At 46.8% G+C, this 21,169-nt stretch carries 14 protein-coding genes and 1 pseudogene; all 15 read left to right on the top strand.

Features of this window, described 5'->3' with window-relative positions:
• Positions 1–18 precede the first annotated feature (18 nt).
• The gene (gene ybeY, locus T515_RS06885; RefSeq protein ID WP_036609149.1) at positions 19–516 is read left to right on the top strand and encodes an rRNA maturation RNase YbeY; all 498 of its coding nucleotides are present in this window, start codon (positions 19–21) and stop codon (positions 514–516) included.
• Complete coding sequence (locus tag T515_RS06880) at positions 513–2,255, top strand: putative polysaccharide biosynthesis protein (protein WP_081832709.1); 1,743 nt, start codon at positions 513–515, stop codon at positions 2,253–2,255. The genes ybeY and T515_RS06880 overlap by 4 nt, the downstream gene beginning before the upstream one ends.
• A gap of 59 nt (positions 2,256–2,314) precedes the next feature.
• Positions 2,315–3,835 (top strand): NAD(P)/FAD-dependent oxidoreductase, encoded by a 1,521-nt coding sequence (locus T515_RS06875; RefSeq protein ID WP_155988304.1) that lies wholly within the window; start codon positions 2,315–2,317, stop codon positions 3,833–3,835.
• A 151-nt stretch (positions 3,836–3,986) separates the two neighbouring features.
• Entirely contained in the window at positions 3,987–5,207 is a 1,221-nt protein-coding gene (locus tag T515_RS16525) for a GGDEF domain-containing protein (RefSeq protein ID WP_051671524.1), read from the top strand.
• Between the two features lie 173 nt (positions 5,208–5,380).
• Positions 5,381–7,021, top strand: coding sequence for an NAD(P)/FAD-dependent oxidoreductase (locus T515_RS06865; RefSeq protein WP_036609147.1), 1,641 nt, complete (start codon positions 5,381–5,383; stop codon positions 7,019–7,021).
• A 264-nt stretch (positions 7,022–7,285) separates the two neighbouring features.
• Positions 7,286–8,152 (top strand): glutamate 5-kinase, encoded by an 867-nt coding sequence (gene proB, locus T515_RS06860; protein WP_036609145.1) that lies wholly within the window; start codon positions 7,286–7,288, stop codon positions 8,150–8,152.
• A gap of 70 nt (positions 8,153–8,222) precedes the next feature.
• Positions 8,223–8,519 (top strand): DUF896 domain-containing protein, encoded by a 297-nt coding sequence (locus T515_RS17085; protein WP_081832708.1) that lies wholly within the window; start codon positions 8,223–8,225, stop codon positions 8,517–8,519.
• Positions 8,520–8,539: 20 nt separating this feature from the next.
• Positions 8,540–9,820: a glutamate-5-semialdehyde dehydrogenase gene (locus T515_RS06850; protein ID WP_036609143.1), complete on the top strand. Its 1,281-nt coding sequence runs from the start codon at positions 8,540–8,542 to the stop codon at positions 9,818–9,820.
• Positions 9,821–9,971: 151 nt separating this feature from the next.
• Positions 9,972–11,408, top strand: a complete 1,437-nt coding sequence (gene miaB, locus T515_RS06845) for a tRNA (N6-isopentenyl adenosine(37)-C2)-methylthiotransferase MiaB (protein ID WP_036609141.1) — start codon at positions 9,972–9,974, stop codon at positions 11,406–11,408.
• A gap of 90 nt (positions 11,409–11,498) precedes the next feature.
• Positions 11,499–14,180: a DNA mismatch repair protein MutS gene (mutS, locus tag T515_RS06840; protein ID WP_036609139.1), complete on the top strand. Its 2,682-nt coding sequence runs from the start codon at positions 11,499–11,501 to the stop codon at positions 14,178–14,180.
• A gap of 175 nt (positions 14,181–14,355) precedes the next feature.
• Entirely contained in the window at positions 14,356–16,869 is a 2,514-nt protein-coding gene (gene mutL, locus T515_RS06835) for a DNA mismatch repair endonuclease MutL (RefSeq protein WP_036609137.1), read from the top strand.
• A gap of 97 nt (positions 16,870–16,966) precedes the next feature.
• Positions 16,967–17,938, top strand: a complete 972-nt coding sequence (miaA, locus tag T515_RS06830) for a tRNA (adenosine(37)-N6)-dimethylallyltransferase MiaA (RefSeq protein ID WP_242839345.1) — start codon at positions 16,967–16,969, stop codon at positions 17,936–17,938.
• The gene (locus tag T515_RS06825) at positions 17,902–19,182 is read left to right on the top strand and encodes a methionine gamma-lyase family protein (RefSeq protein ID WP_036609133.1); all 1,281 of its coding nucleotides are present in this window, start codon (positions 17,902–17,904) and stop codon (positions 19,180–19,182) included. Before miaA ends, T515_RS06825 begins: the two co-directional genes overlap by 37 nt.
• A gap of 209 nt (positions 19,183–19,391) precedes the next feature.
• Positions 19,392–20,096, top strand: coding sequence for a RadC family protein (radC, locus tag T515_RS06820; RefSeq protein ID WP_242839344.1), 705 nt, complete (start codon positions 19,392–19,394; stop codon positions 20,094–20,096).
• Positions 20,086–20,904, top strand: a pseudogene (mreC, locus tag T515_RS18440) (rod shape-determining protein MreC); the annotation flags it as partial. The gene radC and the pseudogene mreC, both read left to right, overlap by 11 nt.
• Positions 20,905–21,169 lie beyond the last annotated feature (265 nt).

Genomic DNA, 21,169 nt, shown 5'->3' with positions numbered 1-21,169 from the left:
TGATCCATGGAGGAAAAAATGACTGTAAATATAGATTTTGAAGTAGAAAAACGTCTTGATCTTCAGTTTGAAGATATCATTAGAGAGATCATAGAAGCTTCCGTTGATTATGAGAAGTGTCCATACGAGTGTGAAATAAGTGTCCTTATCACCGATAATGAGGGCATTCATGAGCTGAACAGAGAGGCAAGAGGAATAGATTCACCTACTGATGTGCTTTCATTCCCTATGGTGGACTGGGAAGTTCCTGCGAATTATGATGAGATAGACGAGAGCAATTCGGATATCTTCAATCCCGACTCAGGAGAGCTTCTTCTCGGAGATATAGTCCTGAATCAGGACCGTATTGAGTCTCAGGCAAAGGAGTACGGTCATCCGGAAAGAAGAGAGCTGGCATTTCTGGTTGCCCACAGCATGCTTCATCTTTTGGGTTACGACCATATGGAAGATGACGAACGTATAGAAATGGAGCGGCGCCAAAAGGAAATTTTGGAGGGAAAGGGATATTTTAGATGAGTGATCAGAGAAGAGTAAGACCTGCCAGGGAGACTTCATCAGAACGGTCTTCAAGATCACAAAGCATAAAGGTTCGCAGAACCTTCAGCGAAGATGCGGAGAGAGACAGAAAAAACAACTTTATAGTTCAGGGTTCTCTCCTTGCGGTCGCAAGCATTGTAGTCAGGATCATAGGCATGGTGTACAGAGTGCCCCTCACTGCCATCATAGGAGATGAAGGAAACGGTTACTACACCAGTGCCTATAGTATTTATACATTATTGCTTATATTATCCAGCTTTTCGATGCCTACAGCGGTTTCGAGGATTGTTTCCGCGAATCTGGTGAACGGGCAGTATAAAAACACCCACAGAGTTATAAAGGCAGCATGCTTTTATGCAACTGTTGTGGGTTTCCTCATGTTTTCGGCATTGTGGTTCGGGTCTGATTTCATATCCGAGGTGTTTTTGAAGAAGCCTTTCTGCAGATATGCTCTGAGAGCTCTGGCACCAACAGTCTGGATCATGGCCTATCTCGGAATCCTGAGAGGTTATTTCCAGGGAACCGGAAACATGGTTCCTACGGCGATTTCACAGATACTGGAGCAGATCCTCAATGCCATTATTTCGATTCTGGCTGCCACTATACTGTTTAAGCGGGGAGAAACTGCAAATCTTATCTATCAGAGCGAAAGCTATACCACAGCCTTTGGCGCCGCAGGAGGAGCCATCGGTACGGGAGCCGGTGCATTGACAGCCCTTCTGTTCTTCCTGGTTCTTTATTCATCAAAGAGCCGTGAGATGAAGAAGAGAATGAGAGCGGATAACGGGGAGGTGGACAGCTACAGAAGACTGGGACTCCTTTTGGCCGGAACCATGCTGCCTATCCTCATTTCTTCGACGGTTTACAATATCTCATCGGTCATAGATGATGCCATATTCGGAAACATTATGACCTACCTGGGACATGCGGAAAAGATCGTTTCCCAGTGGGGCGTTTTCGGAGAGTATCACATTCTTTTCAACATTCCTGTGGCCCTTGCCAATGCTCTGTCATCCTCACTCATCCCGAGTCTCACGAGAGCGGTAGCTGCCCATGACAGGAAGAACACTGTTCTTAGAGTGAGATACAGCATAAGATTTACCATGCTGGTGGCGATACCTTCTGCAGTCGGACTCTGTGCACTTGCAGATCCGATATGCCGTATGCTCTTCCCGGGGAAAAATGTGGAGCTTCTCATCATGCTCACAAGGATAGGCGCCATTGCGGTGGTATTTTATTCACAGTCCACCATAACCAATGCCATACTTCAGGGACTGGGACATCTCAGCAGTCCGTTGAAACACGCACTGGTTTCACTCATACTGCACATCATCTGCCTGATAGCCCTTCTTTTTACAGGCATGGGAATATATGCGGTAGTGCTGTCCAACATTCTTTTTGCATTTTTGATGTGCTTTATGAATAACATCGCCATAAAACGGCATGTGAGATTCCGTCAGGAAATCAGGGAGATATATCTGCTTCCTATAATTGCGGCAGCTTTCATGGGAATTGTGGCTTTTGCAAATTCAACTGTCATCACCATGATGCTTCCTGAGGCAGAGAGATACACAAGGATCGGATCTGCCATAGCAGTCCTTCCGTCGGTATGTGTGGCAGTGGTGGTTTATTTCGGTCTGCTCATAAAGATGCGTGCTTTCACGGAGGAAGACCTTGATAATATGCCTCTCGGTGGAAGACTGAAGAGATTCATCTGAGGGTTTAATGTCGATTGCCTGTCCCTTATGGGGCGGGCATTTTTAAAACAGCTGGAAATATGAAAAATAACGAGAAAACCAACAATAAAACCAACAATAAAAAAAACGATAGAAATAACGACAGGAATAGCAATAGAAAAAACGATAGGAATAATAGGAATAGCAACAGAAAAAACGACAGGAATGAGGATGGGAATAGCAGATGCAGCATCCCGTCATCCGTAAAAGGTGTTTTTGATGTTGCGGTGATAGGTGCCGGTGCGGCCGGTATGATGGCTGCCATAGAAGCAGCACGCAAAGGTGTTAGAGTTCTCCTGATAGAGAGGAATCCTGCCCCGGGGAAAAAGCTTGCGACCACAGGAAACGGCAGATGCAATTTTACGAACCTTGATATGGAAGACCTGGCAGGCGGAAAATACAGGGGGGAGAATCCGGAGTTTGCCGAGGCTGGTATCAGGTGCTTCCCGCCGGAAAAAACTATAGAGTGGTTCAGAGAAATAGGCATTGAACCAAAATACAGAGGGACCTATGTGTACCCGAATTCCGATCAGGCGTCATCCGTCGTCACAGCCCTTTGGGACGAAGTAAGGAATTCCGGGGCAGAAGTGATTTTTGATACCCTTATCAGAAAGATAAGGAAGGATGAGGGTGGTTTCAAAGCTTTTGCCGGAAAAGAGGCAGATCTTTCGGTGGTTACGGAAGATAAATCAGGAGATCACCCGGCAAACACAGAACAGACAGGTAGATACTGTGATTTCCTGTTGGATATCGAAGGAAGCGATACGGTTATAAGGGCTAAAAAGCTGATCATCGCCACAGGTTCAAGAGCAGTACCGAAGACCGGCTCCACAGGAGACGGTTATGTATGGGCAAAGGCTTTGGGACACACTTTGGTTCCTCAGGTTCCGGCACTTACTGGGGTGAAATGTACAGGGAACCGTTATAAGAACATGGCGGGAGTAAGGACGGATGCAAAGCTTACAGTGAAGATAGACGGAGATGTGGTCGCAAAGGAGGAAGGGGAGCTTCAGCTTACAGACTTCGGCATCTCCGGAATCCCTGTATTTCAGATTTCAAGATTCGTAGCCTACGCCCTCAAGGATGGAAAGAAAGCTTCAGTTTATATCAATTTTCTTCCGGGTATTTCTGATGATAATGAGGAGATATTCGAATTTTTTAAGAAACGGGCAGAGAGGCTCCGTAATAAAGAGATGGGAAGCTTTTTTACCGGACTTCTCAATGATAAGCTTGGCAATGTGCTTCTGGAGCTTTCTGGCATAGAGAGAAAGCAGCCTGTTTCGGCTGTTTCCGAAAAGCAGCTTAAGGCACTTGGTTCCCTTAGCTGCAGATTCAAGGCAGAGTGCGAGGAAGTGAACCCGTTTCAGAATGCCCAGTGCTCAGCAGGCGGCATAAACACCTCGGAAGTCAATGCCGAAACCATGGAATCAAAGCTTGTTCCGGGACTTTACTTCGCAGGAGAAATACTGGACATAGACGGAATCTGCGGAGGCTACAATCTCCAGTGGGCCTGGAGCTCGGGGTACATGGCCGGAAGAGCTGCAGGAGAGAAAACTATATAGACTGACTCAAAAAGCATTGATAAAGATGATCGGCAGGACCTGTTTACTAAGGACTGCCGATTTTAGATTTATAAATATTTCTGAAAATGTCGACATCTTTTATAGTCGGACATCTGCTAAGGAGATCAGTATAGGGAGATGAAAAGCCAATATGACTTATTCAAGCACAGCAATAGTGGCGTTGTTGGTCCATTGCATCATAAACAATGACGTAATAAGAAATCAGCATTACAGAAATACATCGCCTGCAGGAAAAACCTATCGCCTGCTCGTATTGAGCGTGGCAGCATTTTATGTTTCAGACATTTTTTGGGGAATTCTCTATGAGGCACATATGATCGCTGCGGTATTTGCGGATAGCGTGGTTTACTTTGCTTTAATGGCCGGCACTGTGTTTTTGTGGACTCGATATGTGGTCAACTATCTTGAGGAATGGTCCGGCCTGAACAAAGCATTACACTATATTGGCTGGTTTTTTCTTGCGTTTATAGCTGTTGTTCTGGCGCTGAACTTCTTTTGGCCTGTTATGTTTTGGTTTGATGAAGACGGAGTATTTCATTCAGGTAAACTGAGATACTATATTCTGATAACACAAGTCATCATGTTTGTGCTTTCTGCCGGTTATGTGTTATTTATATCCAAAGGCATGGATAAAAGTGAAAAACGCCATCATCGGGCTATAGGATTATTTGGTTTTGCAATTGCGATACTGTTGGGTATTCAGGTGACTAACCCGCTGCTTCCGCTATATACCACCGGATGGCTGCTGGGAACCTGCATCCTTCATACCTTTGTTCTTGAGGATATGAAAGAGGACCGTTTGCTTGAACTGGAAGAAATACTTCGGAGGGAAGAAAAACAAAAGAAGGAACTCGGGTCAGCAAGGCAGCTTGCATTCAGGGATTCGCTCACCGGTGTAAAAAGCTATAATGCATATGTTGAGGCAGAGCAGCAGATAAATGAGGGTATTGCAAGTGGAGATTTGCAGGAGTTCGGTGTGGTTGTGTTTGATGTAAATGGTCTGAAACGTATGAATGATACCCATGGACATGAGGCAGGAGACCGTCTTCTAAAGGAGGCATGTCACCTGATCTGCGAAATGTTTAAGCACAGTCCGGTTTTCAGGATTGGCGGGGATGAATTTGTTGTCTTGGTGGAGGGTGAAGATTATCAGAACAGAAAGTCGCTTCTGGCAGAATTTGAAAGGCAGGCAGAGGAAAACCAGTGTAATGGATCTCCGGTTGTTGCCAGCGGTCTTTCTGCATTCCGGCCCGGAGAAGATAACAGCTTCCGCAAGGTATTTGAAAGAGCAGATGCGAGAATGTATGACCGAAAAAGGTTTCTGAAAGCTAAAGAAAAGCCATCGCTTTAAGGATTTTAAGTCCGTTAGAGCGATGGCTTTTTTGTTGTGTGAATGTCTTGATGCGGCACAGATTATTTGTGCGAGTATGGTATTTATGCTAGTATAGGCAATGATAAAAAGTATGTTTTTGAATCTGATTTGAAAGAACTGCTTGGAAAAAGAAAAATAATACAGGTGAAAAAATGATCAGGATAAATCAGTTAAAGCTAAAAGTTACGGACTCAGTGGTGAAGCTGAAGCTTGCCGCGGCAAAGGTTCTTAGGATAGAGGCGAAGGATATCGCGACTCTTACGGTGGTAAGGCGCTCCATCGACGCCAGAAAAAAGCCGGAAATATATTTCAGCTATACCGTCATGATCGAGACAAAATTTTCTGAAAAGCAGGAGGAAAAGCTGGTTCAGAAGCTTAAGAACAGAGATGTAAGCCTCGACAGTATCCCGGAGTACAGGGAGCCGAAGCTCAATGATGTTATAGTGGGTGTTGAAAGGCGCGAATTCTTTAAAGAGGAAAAAAACAGACCGGTGGTGGTCGGATTTGGCCCTGCGGGTATGTTCGCAGCTCTGCTTCTGGCGAGAGCCGGAATGCATCCTATAGTATTTGAGCGTGGTGCCGATGTGGATCAGAGAATCAGAGACGTTGAGGACCTCTGGGAGCAGGGGAAGCTTCACACAGAGTCCAACCCTCAGTTCGGTGAGGGAGGTGCAGGTACATTTTCCGACGGAAAGATCAACACCCTCGTTAAGGATAAGGAAGGCAGGAGCAGCTTCGTTCTGAATCTTTTTGTGGGTTACGGAGCAGATTCTTCCATAATTATAGATGCAAAGCCCCATGTTGGAACTGACTGCCTGGTGGACATCGTAAAGAACATCCGCCGGGAGATCGAGGCCCTGGGCGGCGAGATAAGATTCAACACAAAGTTCACTTATGATAAGGAAAGAGATAAGGACAGAAATATCATCCTTGCCATAGGCCATTCTGCGAGAGATACCTATGAGGAGCTTTATAATGCGGGACTTGAGATGCAGGCCAAGGATTTCGCCATGGGCTTCCGCGTTCAGCACAGCCAGGCCATGATAAACGAGGATCTCTACGGAGAAGTCGATGAAGAGACATTGAAAGCCCTCGGACAGGGAGCCTATAAGGTGACACACACGGCAGGAAACGGCAGAGGGGTTTACAGCTTCTGCATGTGCCCCGGAGGATATGTTGTGAACAGTTCTTCAGAGGAGGGGAAGCTCTGCGTTAACGGTATGAGCTATCACGCAAGAGACGGTAAGAATGCCAATGCTGCCATCATAGTGTCGGTCCGCAAGAGTGACTATGACGGGGAACACGATCCTCTCGGAGGAATCAGACTTCAGAGAGAGCTTGAAAAGAGAGCCTTCGAGCTTAAAGACGGCAAGGTTCCGGTTCAGACCTACGGGGATTTCAAGAAGAACAGGGAAAGCACAGAGGAGAGTCTCGGTGAAGTGAAGCCTGAGATAAAGGGACAGTACGGTTTTGCAAAGCTCAACGACATCTTCCGTTTTGAGGAAGGCTCAAAATACGCTTCCCTTAACGACTTTAACGAGACATTTGTAGAAGGAATGGAGAGCTTTGAATATAAGCTCCGCGGTTTCTCAAGGGAGGACACCGTCCTTTCGGGAATAGAGGCCAGAACCTCAAGCCCTGTAAGGATCCCGAGAAATGAGGAATTTGAGTCCAATATCTCCGGAATCTACCCTTGCGGCGAGGGCGCAGGCTATGCGGGAGGAATCATGAGTGCCGCTATGGACGGTATGAAAACCGCAGAGGCGCTTGTAAAACACTATAATTCATTGTAGAATTCTGCATAAGTCTGTGTCATGCAGCTGTTCGTTTTGCGTGCTTGCACGAAAAAACGAACAGATATATGACACGACAACAGGAATCGAGAAGCAGCGCTGCGGCGCGGATTCGAGATTCCTGTAGCATTGCGGGAGCGGTAGCGGAGCAATGCGTAAGACTAATAAGTCTGTGTCATGCAGCTGTTCGTTTTGCGTGCTTGCACGAAAAAACGAACAGATATATGACAGACACGACAATATGCCACGCGAATGGAGGCCTATATGACTAACGAAGAAATGCGCTCAGCTCTTAAAGATAAGAAACGTATCGTCATAAAGGTGGGTTCTGCCAGCATTACCCACACTAAGACCGGCGGACTTTATCTTTCAAAGATAGAGAAGCTTGTAAGAGTCATTGCAGATCTTAACGGAGAGGGCAAGGATGTCATCCTTGTTACATCCGGAGCTATAGCAACAGGAAGGCAGACTCTTGGTATACACAGAAGACCCCGCAGCATGGAGGAGAAGCAGGCATTTGCCGCTATAGGGCAGGCAAGGCTCATGATGACTTATCAGAAGCTCTTTTCCGAATACGGTGTCATCTCTGCGCAGGTCCTTCTCACAAGAAATGTCATGCTGATTCCGGAATCCTGCAGGAACACAAAGAACACTATAGAAGAGCTCCTGAATTTGGGAACAGTGCCTGTAGTCAATGAAAATGACACCATTTCCACTTCCGAGATCAATCAGGTGGAGACCTTCGGAGACAACGATCAGCTGGCAGCCATAGTCGGTGCTGTTGTCAATGCCGATCTCGTTATACTTCTTTCGGATATTGACGGTCTTTTCACCGATGATCCTCATCAGAATCCGGATGCGGAGTTCATTCCCTTCATTCCGGAGATAAACGAAAAGATCCTGGAGATGGGCAAGTCAAAGAGCGGTTCCAATGTGGGAACCGGAGGCATGTCCGCGAAGCTTGCGGCAGCCCGTATCGCTACAGATTCCGGAGCAGACATGGTCATCGCCAAGTTCACCGGAGCTGATATCATAACTGACATTATTGATGGAAAAAATGTAGGAACATTGTTCGCTGCACATAAAAATAAGAATTTTGATCTGATGGAATACATCGGACAGAACGAATGATGACAGTAGCGCATGTCATCAGGTCGAAATCCACATCATAATAAAAAAGAATTAACAGTAAGGAAATAACATGATCACAGAGAAAGAAATAGCAAGAATCAACGAGCTTTATCATAAATCCAAGGAAGGCGGCGGACTTACCGCTGAAGAAAAGAACGAGCAGGCAAAGTTAAGAAGAGCCTATATCGATTCGGTAAAGGCAAACCTGGGAGTATATCTTAAGGATATAAAGAACGCCTCAAAAGAAGACGGGGCTTCCGACGGTGACCAGGCTGATGCAAAGAAGAAGGTAAAGAAAGCCATGGAAGCAACAGACAAGGAGATAGCTTCCGAGGAGAACCACGTTATAGAGATTGCTGAAAAATAAGAAGAATCAGGGAGGTTTGTATGACGGATCTCATTACTATAGGAAAGAATGCAAAGCTGGCTTCCGCAAAGCTCATAGGGCTCAGCTCCGAAGATAAGAACCGGGTGCTCCTTAAAGCTGCGGATGCTTTGGAAGATGCAGTAAATGTTTCGGAAATTCTGAGTGCAAACCAAAAAGACCTTGAAAATGCTGAGAAAAACGGCATGAGCGAAGGCCTGAAGGACCGTCTCCGGCTTACGGAAGCGAGACTTCATGACATGGCTTCGGCGGTGAGAGACATTACCGGGCTCCCGGATCCTGTGGGAGCGACCCTTGAGACCATCGAGAGACCTAACGGCCTCAGGCTCGTGAAGACCGCGGTTCCCATCGGAGTCGTGGGCATCATTTACGAGGCAAGGCCCAATGTCACAAGCGATGCCTGGTCCCTCTGCTTCAAGACCTCCAATGCGGTGATCCTTAAGGGAGGCTCGGATGCCATCAATTCAAACAAGGCCATAGTCGCAGTTATCCGAAGGGCTCTTGAGGCCTCAGGCGTTGACCCTGACAGCCTCATTCTTATAGAGGCGACGGATCATGAGACCACCAACCGCTTCATGCAGTTGAATGATTATGTGGATGTCATCATTCCCCGGGGCTCAAAAAGGCTCATAAAGGCTGTTGTGGACAATGCTTCCGTACCTGTCATAGAGACCGGTGCCGGCAATTGTCATATTTATATAGAAAAGAGCGGAGAGGTAGAAAAAGCCGTTCCTATAGTGTATAATGCCAAGACCCAGAGAATCGGCGTATGTAATGCCTGTGAATCTCTGGTAGTGGACAGGGAAGCACTTCCGAAGCTTGTTCCTGTTGTTGAAAAGCTTCAGGAGAAGAGCGTCACGGTCTATGCCGATGAAGAAGCTTACGAGACATTGGAAGAAGCCTCAAAAGACGGAAAGATACGTATGGAGCTTGTGGAGAAGGCTTCAGAAGAGGATTTCTCCACAGAGTATCTTGATTACAAGATTTCCGTGAAGACGGTTTCAGGAGTCAGTGAAGCGATATACCATATAAACAACAACAGTACACATCACAGTGAGGCTATCATTTCCGAGGATCCGGCTGCTGCCGGGAAGTTCCTGAATGAGATAGACAGCGCCTGTGTTTACTGGAACGCATCCACCCGTTTTACCGACGGAGGCTGCTTCGGATTCGGAGCGGAGATAGGCATATCCACATCAAAGCTCCACGCAAGAGGACCCATGGGTCTCAGGGAACTTACCACCTACAAGTATCGTATCTACGGAAACGGACAGGTGAGATAAGGTTCGGATACAGCCTGTTTCAGGCTTTAAAGATGTCAGGAGGTTCATATCATGATTGTGGATTCCGGACGAAAATTGAAACAATTTAGTTAGTATACATTACATCATCCCAGGGGATTTTTCTGTCCCCTGGGATTAACAATGAGGTTTTATGGATTACATCATCGATTACAAGGAAATAATTGAGCAGGCACCACTTGATGAGCCGGCAAGACAGTATTATTTTATGGACAGAGTGCGTGAGCTTGTGGAGATACGAAAGCTTGAAGGCTACAAGGCTCATTGCATGGTAGAGGTCATGGGATGCCAGATGTCAGCCAAGGATGGCGAAAAGCTTCTGGGTATCCTCGAGAAATGCGGCTACACTGTCACAGAGGATGACTGGGATGCGGACATCGTTCTTTTCACTACCTGTACTGTCAGAGAGAATGCCAACCAGAAGCTTTACGGCAGATTGGGAAGACTCAAGCACCAGTATGAGAAGAGAGATGGCATGATCATCGGCATCACCGGCTGCATGATGCAGGAGAAGGATGAGGTTGAAGGAATATGTAAGCATTATCCTTATGTAAAGCTGGTTTTCGGAACTCACAATGTCTATAAGCTGGCTGAGCTTCTGTACAAGTCTCTCGTTACCGGCAAGCGTACAGTTGAGGTCATCGATGATACAAAGCTCATCGTTGAGGATCTTCCTTCGGATAGAAAGTTCAAATTCAAGGGATCTGTTAATATCAGCTACGGCTGCAATAACTTCTGCACCTACTGCATCGTGCCGTATGTCCGCGGAAGAGAGAAATCCCGTAATGCGACAGATATACTCAGAGAATGTGAGAAGCTTATCGAAGACGGCTGTTTAGAGATCATGCTTCTCGGTCAGAATGTTAACTCCTACGGAAACGATATTCCGGGTTCCACCACCTTCCCTGAGCTTTTAAAGGCTGTAGCCGAGCTTCCGGGACTTAAGAGACTTCGTTACATGACATCAAATCCAAAGGATTTCTCTGATGAGCTTATTGAAGTTATGAGAACCCATCCGAATATCGAGAGACATGTGCACCTGCCTCTGCAGTCAGGTTCAAGTGCCATTTTAAAGCGCATGAACCGTCATTACACAAAGGAAAGCTATCTTGAGCTTGTTCGTAAGATAAGAAAAGCTATTCCTGATGCAACGCTCACAACGGATATCATCGTAGGCTTCCCGGGAGAGACAGAGGAGGATTTCCAGGATACCATCGATGTTGTTAAGGAGTGCAGATACGACGCTGCATATACCTTTATCTACAGCAAGCGTACCGGAACACCTGCCGCAAAGTTCGAGCAGGTACCTGAGGATATAGTAAAGGAACGTTTTGACAGACTTCTTAAGGTGGTACAGGAAAGCTCCGCGGAGAATGAGAACAGGGATCTCGGAAAGGTGATGGAGGTCCTCGTTGAAGATGTGAACAGGAACCAGGAGGGCTATGTCACAGGAAGACTGTCAAACAGCGTCCTGGTTCATTTCCCGGGGGATAAGAGCCTCATCGGAACCATGCAGATGGTAAAACTCACTGAGAGCAAAGGCTTTTACTATTTTGGTGAAATAGCCTAGTCGCGTCAGCGACAAGGCTGGCCCCCTCATAACCCTTTTGTTGAGTCGAAAGTTTTAGGAGAAATCTAGACAGAGGAGAGAAACTGATTAATGGCTGAAAAGAAATTGTCACCAATGATGGCAGAGTATCTGGAGACGAAAAAGCAGTATCCGGACTGTATTCTTTTTTACCGTATAGGTGATTTTTACGAGATGTTCTTTGAGGATGCGAAGACTGCATCCTCTGTTCTGGACCTCGTACTCACCGGCAAGGACTGCGGCATGGAGGAGAGAGCTCCCATGTGCGGCATCCCTTTTCATGCGGCAGAAGGATATGTGGCAAGACTTGCTTCCAACGGTTATAAGGTCGCTATCGCCGAGCAGCTTGAGGATCCCAAGCTTGCCAAGGGACTGGTGAAAAGAGGCGTTATCCGCATCATAACACCGGGAACCCTCACATCAGAGCAGGCTCTGGATGAATCAAAGAACAACTTCCTCATGAGCATTTTCTATGACTCAACAGGCTTCGGCATTTCAAGCGTTGATATCACAACAGGAGAGTTCCTTGCCACCACCTGCTTCAACGAAAAGGAAGTAATGGATGAGCTGAGCAGGTTTTCTCCTGCGGAAATAGTCTGCAATCAGGCCTTTATGATCTCCGGTATCGACACGGATGATGTGAAGAACAGATTCAACCTCATCATCACTGAATTAAACGATGAAGTTTACGACGATGAGAAGGCAAGTGCACTATTGCAGGAGCATTTTCATGCAAGCCTGTCAGGCATAGGACTTCAGGACAAGGATCTGGCGAGACTCAGTGCGGCAGCAGCCCTCAGATATGTCTATGACACACAGATGAGCACCGTGGCCCATATCGCCAACATCAGATATTATTCCAGCAGCCAGTACATGATCATTGATACGGCTACCCAGCGCAATCTGGAGCTTACAGAGACCATGAGAGAAAAGAAAAAGCGCGGCTCCCTTCTCTGGGTACTGGATAAGACAAGGACTGCCATGGGTGCGAGAATGCTCAGAAGATTCATTGAGCAGCCCCTTATCGACAGGGAGGAGATCCTTGCCCGTCAGGATGCGGTAGAAGATTTCTGTGACCATTTCATCGACAGAGAAGAGATCTCCGAGTATCTCAACACAATCTATGATTATGAGAGACTTCTGGGTCGAATCTGCTACAAGTCCGCAAATCCGAGAGACCTCATCGCCTTCAAGCAGTCACTGAAAATGCTTCCGGATATCATTCAGGAGCTTTCCCAGTTCGATTCAAAGCTCGTTAAGGAGATACATGACGGAATCGACCCCATGGCTGACCTCTACAAGCTGATAGACGATGCCATAGAGGAGGATCCTCCTGTTTCATCAAAGGACGGAGGGGTTATTAAGGCAGGCTTCCATGAAGAAGTTGACCGCTACAAGGATTCCAAGATAAGCGGCAAGCAGTGGCTCGCCGATCTTGAGGCTGAGGAAAGAGAAAAGACCGGAATCAAGTCTCTGAAGATAAAGTACAACCGTATATTCGGCTACTGCTTTGAGGTGACAAATACCTTCAAGGATCTGGTGCCTGATTATTTCATCAGAAAGCAGACCCTGGCAGGCAGCGAGCGTTATACAACCGACAGACTTGAGGAGCTTCAGAATACCATACTCGGTGCGGAGGAGAAGCTCAATCAGCTGGAGTACGAGCTTTTCTGCGATGTGAGAGATACCATAGGGGAAAACATTCAGAGGATACAGAAGACCTCCCATTATGTGGCTCTCATTGACTGTATCATCTCTCTTTCCAAGGTGGCAACAGACAACAATTACTGCAGGCCGAAGATAAATGAAGAAGGCATTATAGACATAAAGGATGGAAGACATCCGGTCATTGAGAAGCTCATAAGAGACGGAATGTTCGTATCCAACAACACTTTCCTCAATGATGCGTCAGACCGTATAGCCATCATTACCGGACCCAACATGGCGGGTAAGTCCACATACATGCGTCAGACCGCACTCATAGTGCTTATGGCTTCCATAGGCTCATTTGTACCTGCGGGAAGTGCGGAGATATCTATCTGCGACAGGATATTTACGAGAGTCGGTGCCAGTGACGATCTGGCTTCCGGACAGTCAACCTTTATGGTGGAGATGAACGAGGTTGCCAACATCCTGAGAAATGCCACCACAAAATCCCTTCTTATCCTTGATGAGATAGGAAGAGGAACCAGTACCTTTGACGGCCTGAGCATTGCATGGGCAGTGGTGGAGTACATCGCAAAGGTGGTCAAGGCAAAGACCCTGTTCGCCACACATTACCATGAGCTCACTGAGCTTGAGGGAAAGCTTGAGGGTGTCAACAACTACTGTATAGCTGTTACAAATCATGATCAGGATATCGTATTTTTGCGTAAGATAATTCCCGGAGGGGCCGATCAGTCCTACGGTATCGATGTAGCGAGCCTTGCGGGAGTTCCGAAGCCTGTCATCGACAGGGCAAAGGTCATCGCCGGAGAGCTCAGCGATGCGGACATCATAGCAAAGGCCAAGACCATCGAGGCCGGTGAGGGATTCACTCAGGAGGCATTTGACGAGGAAGGCTTCCTTAAAGACCGCGAAAGGAATGAAAACGCTTCGGGAGATTCAGCTGAAAAGAAGGTTCAAAAAGGCGCTGCAGTGAGTCCTGAGCTTGAAGAAGCGATGGAGTATCTTAAGGCTCTTGATGTGGACCACATGACACCTCTTGATGCCATGAACACTTTGTATGAGCTTAAGTCAAAATTCGGGGTGTAAGTAAAGATAAAAAGCCGTTTTAACCGGCACCATGAAATAGGAAGACCGTTTCGCCCGGGTAACGTGCCTGCAGGAATTCACATGGGACAGCCGGCATGTAACCGGGCAGGGGGATTCCCTGAATTTTATAATTATGAAATGAGCTTGGTCAGGGGCTTAGTGACAGGTGAAAGAAATGAAGATCAAAGTTCTCAGTAATGAAACCATCAACCAGATAGCAGCCGGTGAGGTTATAGAAAGACCTCTCAGTGTTGTAAAGGAGCTTTTGGAAAATGCCATCGACGCAGGATCCTCATCTGTGACAGTAGAGGTCAGAGACGGCGGCATATCCATGATTCGTATCACAGATAACGGTCAGGGCATCGATAAGGACGATATCCGTACAGCCTTCCTGCGCCATGCGACTTCGAAGATAAAGGATGCAAGAGATCTGGAGAATATACAGACTCTCGGGTTCAGAGGAGAAGCTCTTGCCAGTATCGCGAGTATTTCAAGGGTGGAGCTCATCAGCAAGACTCCGGGAGCCATGATGGCTTCCCATTATGAAATAGACGGCGGAGTGGAGAAGGATTTTTCTGAGATAGGCGCTCCCGACGGAACCACTTTTATAGTAAGGGACATTTTTAAAAATGTTCCTGCCAGAAGGAAATTCCTGAAGAGCCCCCAGACAGAAGCTGCAAGGATACAGGATATCCTGGAGAAGGAAGCCCTGGCACATCCAGAGGTGGCCTTCAGATATATACAGGACGGCCGTCAGAGACTGGCGACTCTCGGTAACGGTTCTCTTATGGACGTTATCTATTCCATCTACGGAAGAGATGTGACGAACCAGCTCATTACCATAAACCGTCAGTACCAGAGGTCACAGCTTACGGGACTTCCGGCTGTTACTGTCCGCGGCTTCATCGGAAAGCCGGTCATCACAAGAGCCAACAGGAATTTCGAGATATATTTTGTGAATTCAAGATTTGTAAAGAATCCCATGATCACAAAGGCAATAGAGGATGCTTACCATGCCTTTCTTATGCAGCACAAGTTCCCCTTTGCGGTGCTTATGATAGATGTAAATCCGGAGATTGTGGATGTCAATGTTCATCCCCAGAAACTGGAGGTTCGTTTCTCTGACGGAATGGTGGTTTACAATTCCATTGTGGATGCGGTACAGAACGGGCTCAGGGAGACGGAGCTTATAGTCAATACCGATCTTGAGACCTTCGGAAGGGATGAGAATACAAGCCGTAAGGCGGATGCCGATCCGCATGTGGAGATCGAGGAGAAAGAAAAGAAACTGCCGCATGTGGAGCCCTTTGAAAAGACACGTGAAAGTATCACCAACCGGGAGTATGAGGAGGCCCTGAGACCGGAGCTTCATCCGGAGGCCCGTCCTGAATCTGACATATATCTGGACGGCAGCAATGTCTCCGGCGCTGAGCTTCATGAGAAAGCTTCCGGTGAATCTGCCGGAACATCGTCATACGTTAATGAGAAAACTGCCGGGGCAGATGCGGCGGATACACATACTGTTTCAGCTGTTGAGACAAATGAAAGTTTCGGCGGAGCCGGCAGATCAGGTGCCGTGTTCTCCGGAAATTACAGTCAGTACAGAAGGGAACACTCAGCAGGAAGCCAGGGATTTCAAAGCGGCTTTGAAAAGAACTCAGGTTTCGGACTTTCGGATTTCAAGGAGGCTCAGGACGAGGTTGAGAAGACCTTCGAGAGAAGCTATGGAAAATCCGATCCGGATCAGGACCATAGCTTAGATACTGAGGGACAGACTGATTACGAAGGTGAAGAGAAGCTTTCTTCCGAAAATGAAATTCATGCAGGAAATGTCAGCGCCGGAGCAGATGAGTATGCCTCGGCAGCAGAGAGAGTAACTTCGGATCATATTTCTGAGAAACAGACTGCCGGAGAAAATGATGAAGATCCTGATGGTACAGATGCTTCGGAAAACGAAGTAAAGAAGGATATTTCTGATGATACAGATATTTCCAAAAACGAAATAAAGAACGATGCTTCTGATGATACAGATATTTCGAAAAACGAAGTAAAGAAGGAAAATCCCGTTCAGGAGACCCTGTTCTCGGAGAGATTTCTGAGCGAGAAGGCCAGAAACCAGCACAGGATCATCGGGCAGGTCTTTGAGACCTACTGGCTCATAGAATACGGTGACAAGCTCTATATCATCGACCAGCATGCAGCCCACGAAAAGGTGAATTTTGAGAGGATGATGAAGAGACTTAAGGAGAGAAAGCCTGCAAGTCAGTATCTTAATCCTCCGATTCTCGTCACCCTTACCTCTGAAGAAGCTCTTCTGATGGAGAAATATGAAGAATATTTCCAGAGCTTCGGCTTTGAAATAAGCGATCTCGGAGGAAGAGATTTCAGCATCACCGCCGTTCCCACGGATCTTCCCGAAATCGGAAAGAAGGAGCTCCTTCTTGAGATGCTTGACGGACTCAGTGACGAGACAGGAATGACAACCCCGGATTCTATCTATTATAAGATAGCCTCCATGTCCTGTAAGGCGGCTGTAAAGGGAAACAACAAGCTTAGTCTCATGGAAGCGGATGCTCTCATCGGAGAGCTTTTGTCCCTTGAGAATCCTTACGCCTGCCCCCATGGTCGTCCTACCATCATTTCCATGTCGAAATATGAGCTGGAAAAGAAATTTAAAAGAATAGTGTGACATAAGTGCCATAATTCTATTTCCCACTTGTGCCCGCGAAAAACCATATCAACGTTATAGTAAATATATGAACAATATCGATCTAAGAAAAAAACCATTGATAATAATCGCAGGACCGACGGCGGTGGGTAAGACCGCCGCCTCTGTTTCTCTTGCAAAGGCCCTCGGAGGAGAGATAGTCTCGGCCGATTCCGTTCAGGTATACAGGGGCCTCGATATAGGGAGCGCCAAGGTGACAAAGGAGGAGATGCAGGGAGTTCCCCATCATCTCATAGATATCATCGATGTGGATACGGATTATGATGTCAGTATGTTCCAGACCATGGCCAGAGAAGCCATAGAGGGAATCTATGAACGGGGCCATGTGCCTATCCTTGCGGGGGGCACAGGATTTTATATTCAGGGGCTTCTTTACGGTATAGATTTTACAGAGGAGGATGATACCCTTCACTGTGATATCCGTGAGAGGCTCATGAAAGAGGCTGCAGAAGAAGGCGGGGCGGAAGCCCTGTACCAGAGACTCAGAGAGATTGACCCTGAGTCTACAGAGAAGATACATGAGCACAATATAAGAAGAGTCATAAGAGCTCTTGAATTTTATGAGATACATGGATACCCTATTTCGAAGCATAATGCCGAGGAAAGGGAGAAAAAGGCTGTATACAATCCGGCCTTTTTTGTACTTAATGATGAACGTCAGGCGCTTTATGAAAGAATCAACAAAAGAGTTGATCTCATGGTCACACAGGGACTTATAGAGGAGGCCAGGTGGCTTTATCAGCTGAAACTTCCTAAGGACAGGACCTCAGTGAAGGGTATAGGATACAGGGAACTTCTTGAAGCCTTTGAACTGATGGAAGGAACCGGCCTTGCAGCATCGGAAAATCGTGCTATAATCGAGCGGGCTGTCGAGAAGATAAAGCAGGATTCCAGAAATTATGCTAAACGGCAGATTACATGGTTCAAAAGAGAACAGGATGTAAATTGGGTCAACATTCAGGAATTTGATTATAAGAAAGATAGGATTACAGAATGGATAACAGAGAAATGTTTGAGTCTCTTGGCATAGCGCCTTCGGTTTATGATTTTTGCGAGGAGCAGCTGAGAAGTCTCAAGGACAGATTTGAAGAGATAGATGCTATAGCTGAGTACAATCAGCTTAAGGTAGTAAAAGCCATGCAGGATGCCCAGGTTTCTGAGGCTCACCTCTATGGAACCACAGGCTACGGCTATGACGATATCGGCAGAGACACTCTTGAGAAGGTTTATGCCAATTACTTCGGAACAGAGGATGCGCTGGTTCGTTCACAGATAGTTTGCGGAACCCATGCACTGGCAACAGCTCTTTTTGCAAATACAAGACCCGGGGATGAAATCCTTTGCCCTGCCGGTAAGCCATATGACACTCTGGAAGAGATCATCGGTATCAGACCTTCTGTAGGAAGCCTTGCTGAGTATGGAGTTTCTTACCGTGAGGTGTCGCTCCTTCCGGACTCGGGATTTGACTATGAGGGCATAAGGGCTGCCATAAACGAAAAGACAAAGCTTGTGGAGATCCAGAGATCAAAGGGATATGCCACAAGAGATACATTCTCACCTGAAAAGATAGGTGAGCTTATAAAGTTCATAAAGAATATAAAGCCGGATGTTATCTGTATGGTTGACAACTGCTACGGAGAGTTTGTAAGAAGGGAAGAGCCTACCGCTTACGGCGCTGATATGGTGGTTGGTTCACTTATAAAGAATCCGGGTGGAGGACTTGCTCCTATAGGCGGTTACATTGCGGGAACCAGGGAGTGTGTCGAGAGATGTGCCGTGAGACTTACGACTCCTGGACTCGGAAAGGAAGTAGGACCTTCTCTTGATACAAACAAACTTTTCTATCAGGGATTTTTCATGGCACCTACCATAACAGCCGCTGCAGAAAAGGGTGCGATCTTTGCAGCCAGGGTTTTCGAGAAGCTTGGCTTCAGCTGCCATCCTGCATCAGACAAGGAGAGATACGATATCATCCAGGCTATTACCCTCGGATCGGAAGAGGCGGTTGTGGCATTTGCACAGGGAATCCAGGCTGCGGCTCCGGTTGACAGCTTTGTTACACCTTATCCTGACGATATGCCGGGCTATGACAGCAAGGTCATAATGGCAGCAGGCGCCTTCGTTCAGGGAAGCTCCATCGAGCTTTCAGCCGACGGCCCTATAAAAGCGCCTTACAATATTTATTTCCAGGGCGGTCTCACATGGTATCATGCAAAGCTTGGCATCATGATGGCTGTTCAGAAGATGTACCAGAAAGGTCTTGTGAAGATCTGAGAAAACAAAGCTTTCAGGCAGGCGTTACACAAATCCGGTATGTGTCGCCTGCATTTTTTGAAACGAACTGAATGAGTTTCGTCTATGCAAAGTGTGGTATGGAACGGTTTTCGGATGTCCGATCTTCAGTGCGGCATTTACGCACGGGAATCTTTATGTTAAAATAAACCTCCGTGGGCTCCTGATTCTCATAGAGACAGGAGGATTTAATGAATTTAAAACCAGATAATATGACTCATGATGATGAAATGCCTTATGAGAAGTGCATGAAGTACGGTCCGGAGGTTCTGAGTGATGCAGAGCTTCTGGCTGTTTTATTACGCACCGGAACCAGAGAATCTTCGGTTATGGAGGTGTCCCGGCAGGTTCTGGAGCTCAATCCCCAGTATGACGGACTGGTGGGAATCATGCATTTCGGAACGAAAGAGTACAGCCGGATAAGGGGAATCGGCAAGGTGAAGTCCGTACAGCTCAGCGCGGTGGGTGAAATAGCGCGGAGAATATGGAATCGTCGGAAACGTATAAAAAATATGCGCTTTACAGAGTCCAGGCAGGTGGCGGATTACTATATGGAAGATCTACGGTACCTTTGCCATGAAGTTGTTCGTGTTCTTTATCTTGATCATCATATGCAGCTTATTGATGAAAAGCTGTTGTCCGTAGGTACCGGAAGCCGTTCGGCAGTATCGTCACGTGAGATTTTTATTGAGGCGCTGAAGCTCAGCGCGTCTTGCTTTATCATGGTACATAATCACCCGACCGGTGATCCGGAACCCTCAGAGGATGATATCCGTTTTACCATGGAGCTGGACAGGGCCGGGCAGATCATCGGCATTGGACTCATTGATCATGTAGTGATCGGGGACAATGTCTATTTCAGTTTCAGAGAACAGGGAATAATCGGTGGAAAATAAGAAAAGTAAGTATATATTTATAGTTCTTTCGGTATTGTGTGTGATGATGATAGTCATTTCTTCGGTAAAAGACGGTATCATGAATCCCATACGAAATACTATAGGTTATGTATTGGTGCCATTCCAGACGGGGGTAAACAGAGTCGGATTCGGTATCTATGAAAACCTGAAGGAGCATCGTACTCTTGCCGAGGTTGAGGAAGAAAACAAAAAGCTGAATGAGAAGATAGATCTTCTTACGGAGCAGAACAACAGACTGACTCTGGACAGTGGTGAGCTGTCCAGACTCAGAGAGCTTTACGGACTTGATCAGGAGTATATGCAGTACGAAAAGGTGGCTGCGAGAGTCATTGCCAAAGACTCAGAGAACTGGTTCCAGGTCTTTCGTATCGATAAGGGCTCTCAGGATGGAATACGTGTAGATCAGAATGTAATGGCGAACGGCGGTCTCATCGGTATAGTTACGGATGTTGGACTGAATTATGCCACAGTACGTTCTATTATAGATGATGAATCCAGAGTTTCGGCTATGGGACTCCAGTCCAGCGACACATGTATAGTTGCGGGAGATCTCACTCTTTATGAGCAGGGAAGACTCAGGATCACCGACATTAAAAAGGATACTTCCATTCAGGAAGGTGACCGTATCGTTACATCCAATATTTCCGCAAAATTTTTGCCCGGTATACTTATCGGATATGCGGTAGATGTAAAAGAAGATGAAAAACGTCTTATGAAGGACGGTTATCTCATACCTGCCGCGGATTTCAACGATCTTTCGGAGGTTCTTGTTCTGAAGCAGGTTAAGAGTGACAGCTTCCTTGACGAGAACAGCGGAGACGGCAGAGTGATGGCAGGTGCCGGCAGCGCAGATGAAATTCTTAAGAATGTTTCCGAGCAGAATACCAATATCACAGGTACCTGGGCCGGAATGGAGGGACTCACTCCTCTCGGAGAAATCGATGGTACTGCCGATCCAAACAGCGGCCTGATTACCGCGAAGGATATAGTGGATACCGGTGACAATGTCTACACAGTTAAAAAGGCAGATGAGAAGGAAACAACGGCTTCCG

The sequence above is a fragment of the Oribacterium sp. P6A1 genome, assembly GCF_000702885.1.
GTDB lineage: Bacteria > Bacillota > Clostridia > Lachnospirales > Lachnospiraceae > Oribacterium.
This window is presented reverse-complemented; position numbering and strand designations above follow the sequence as displayed.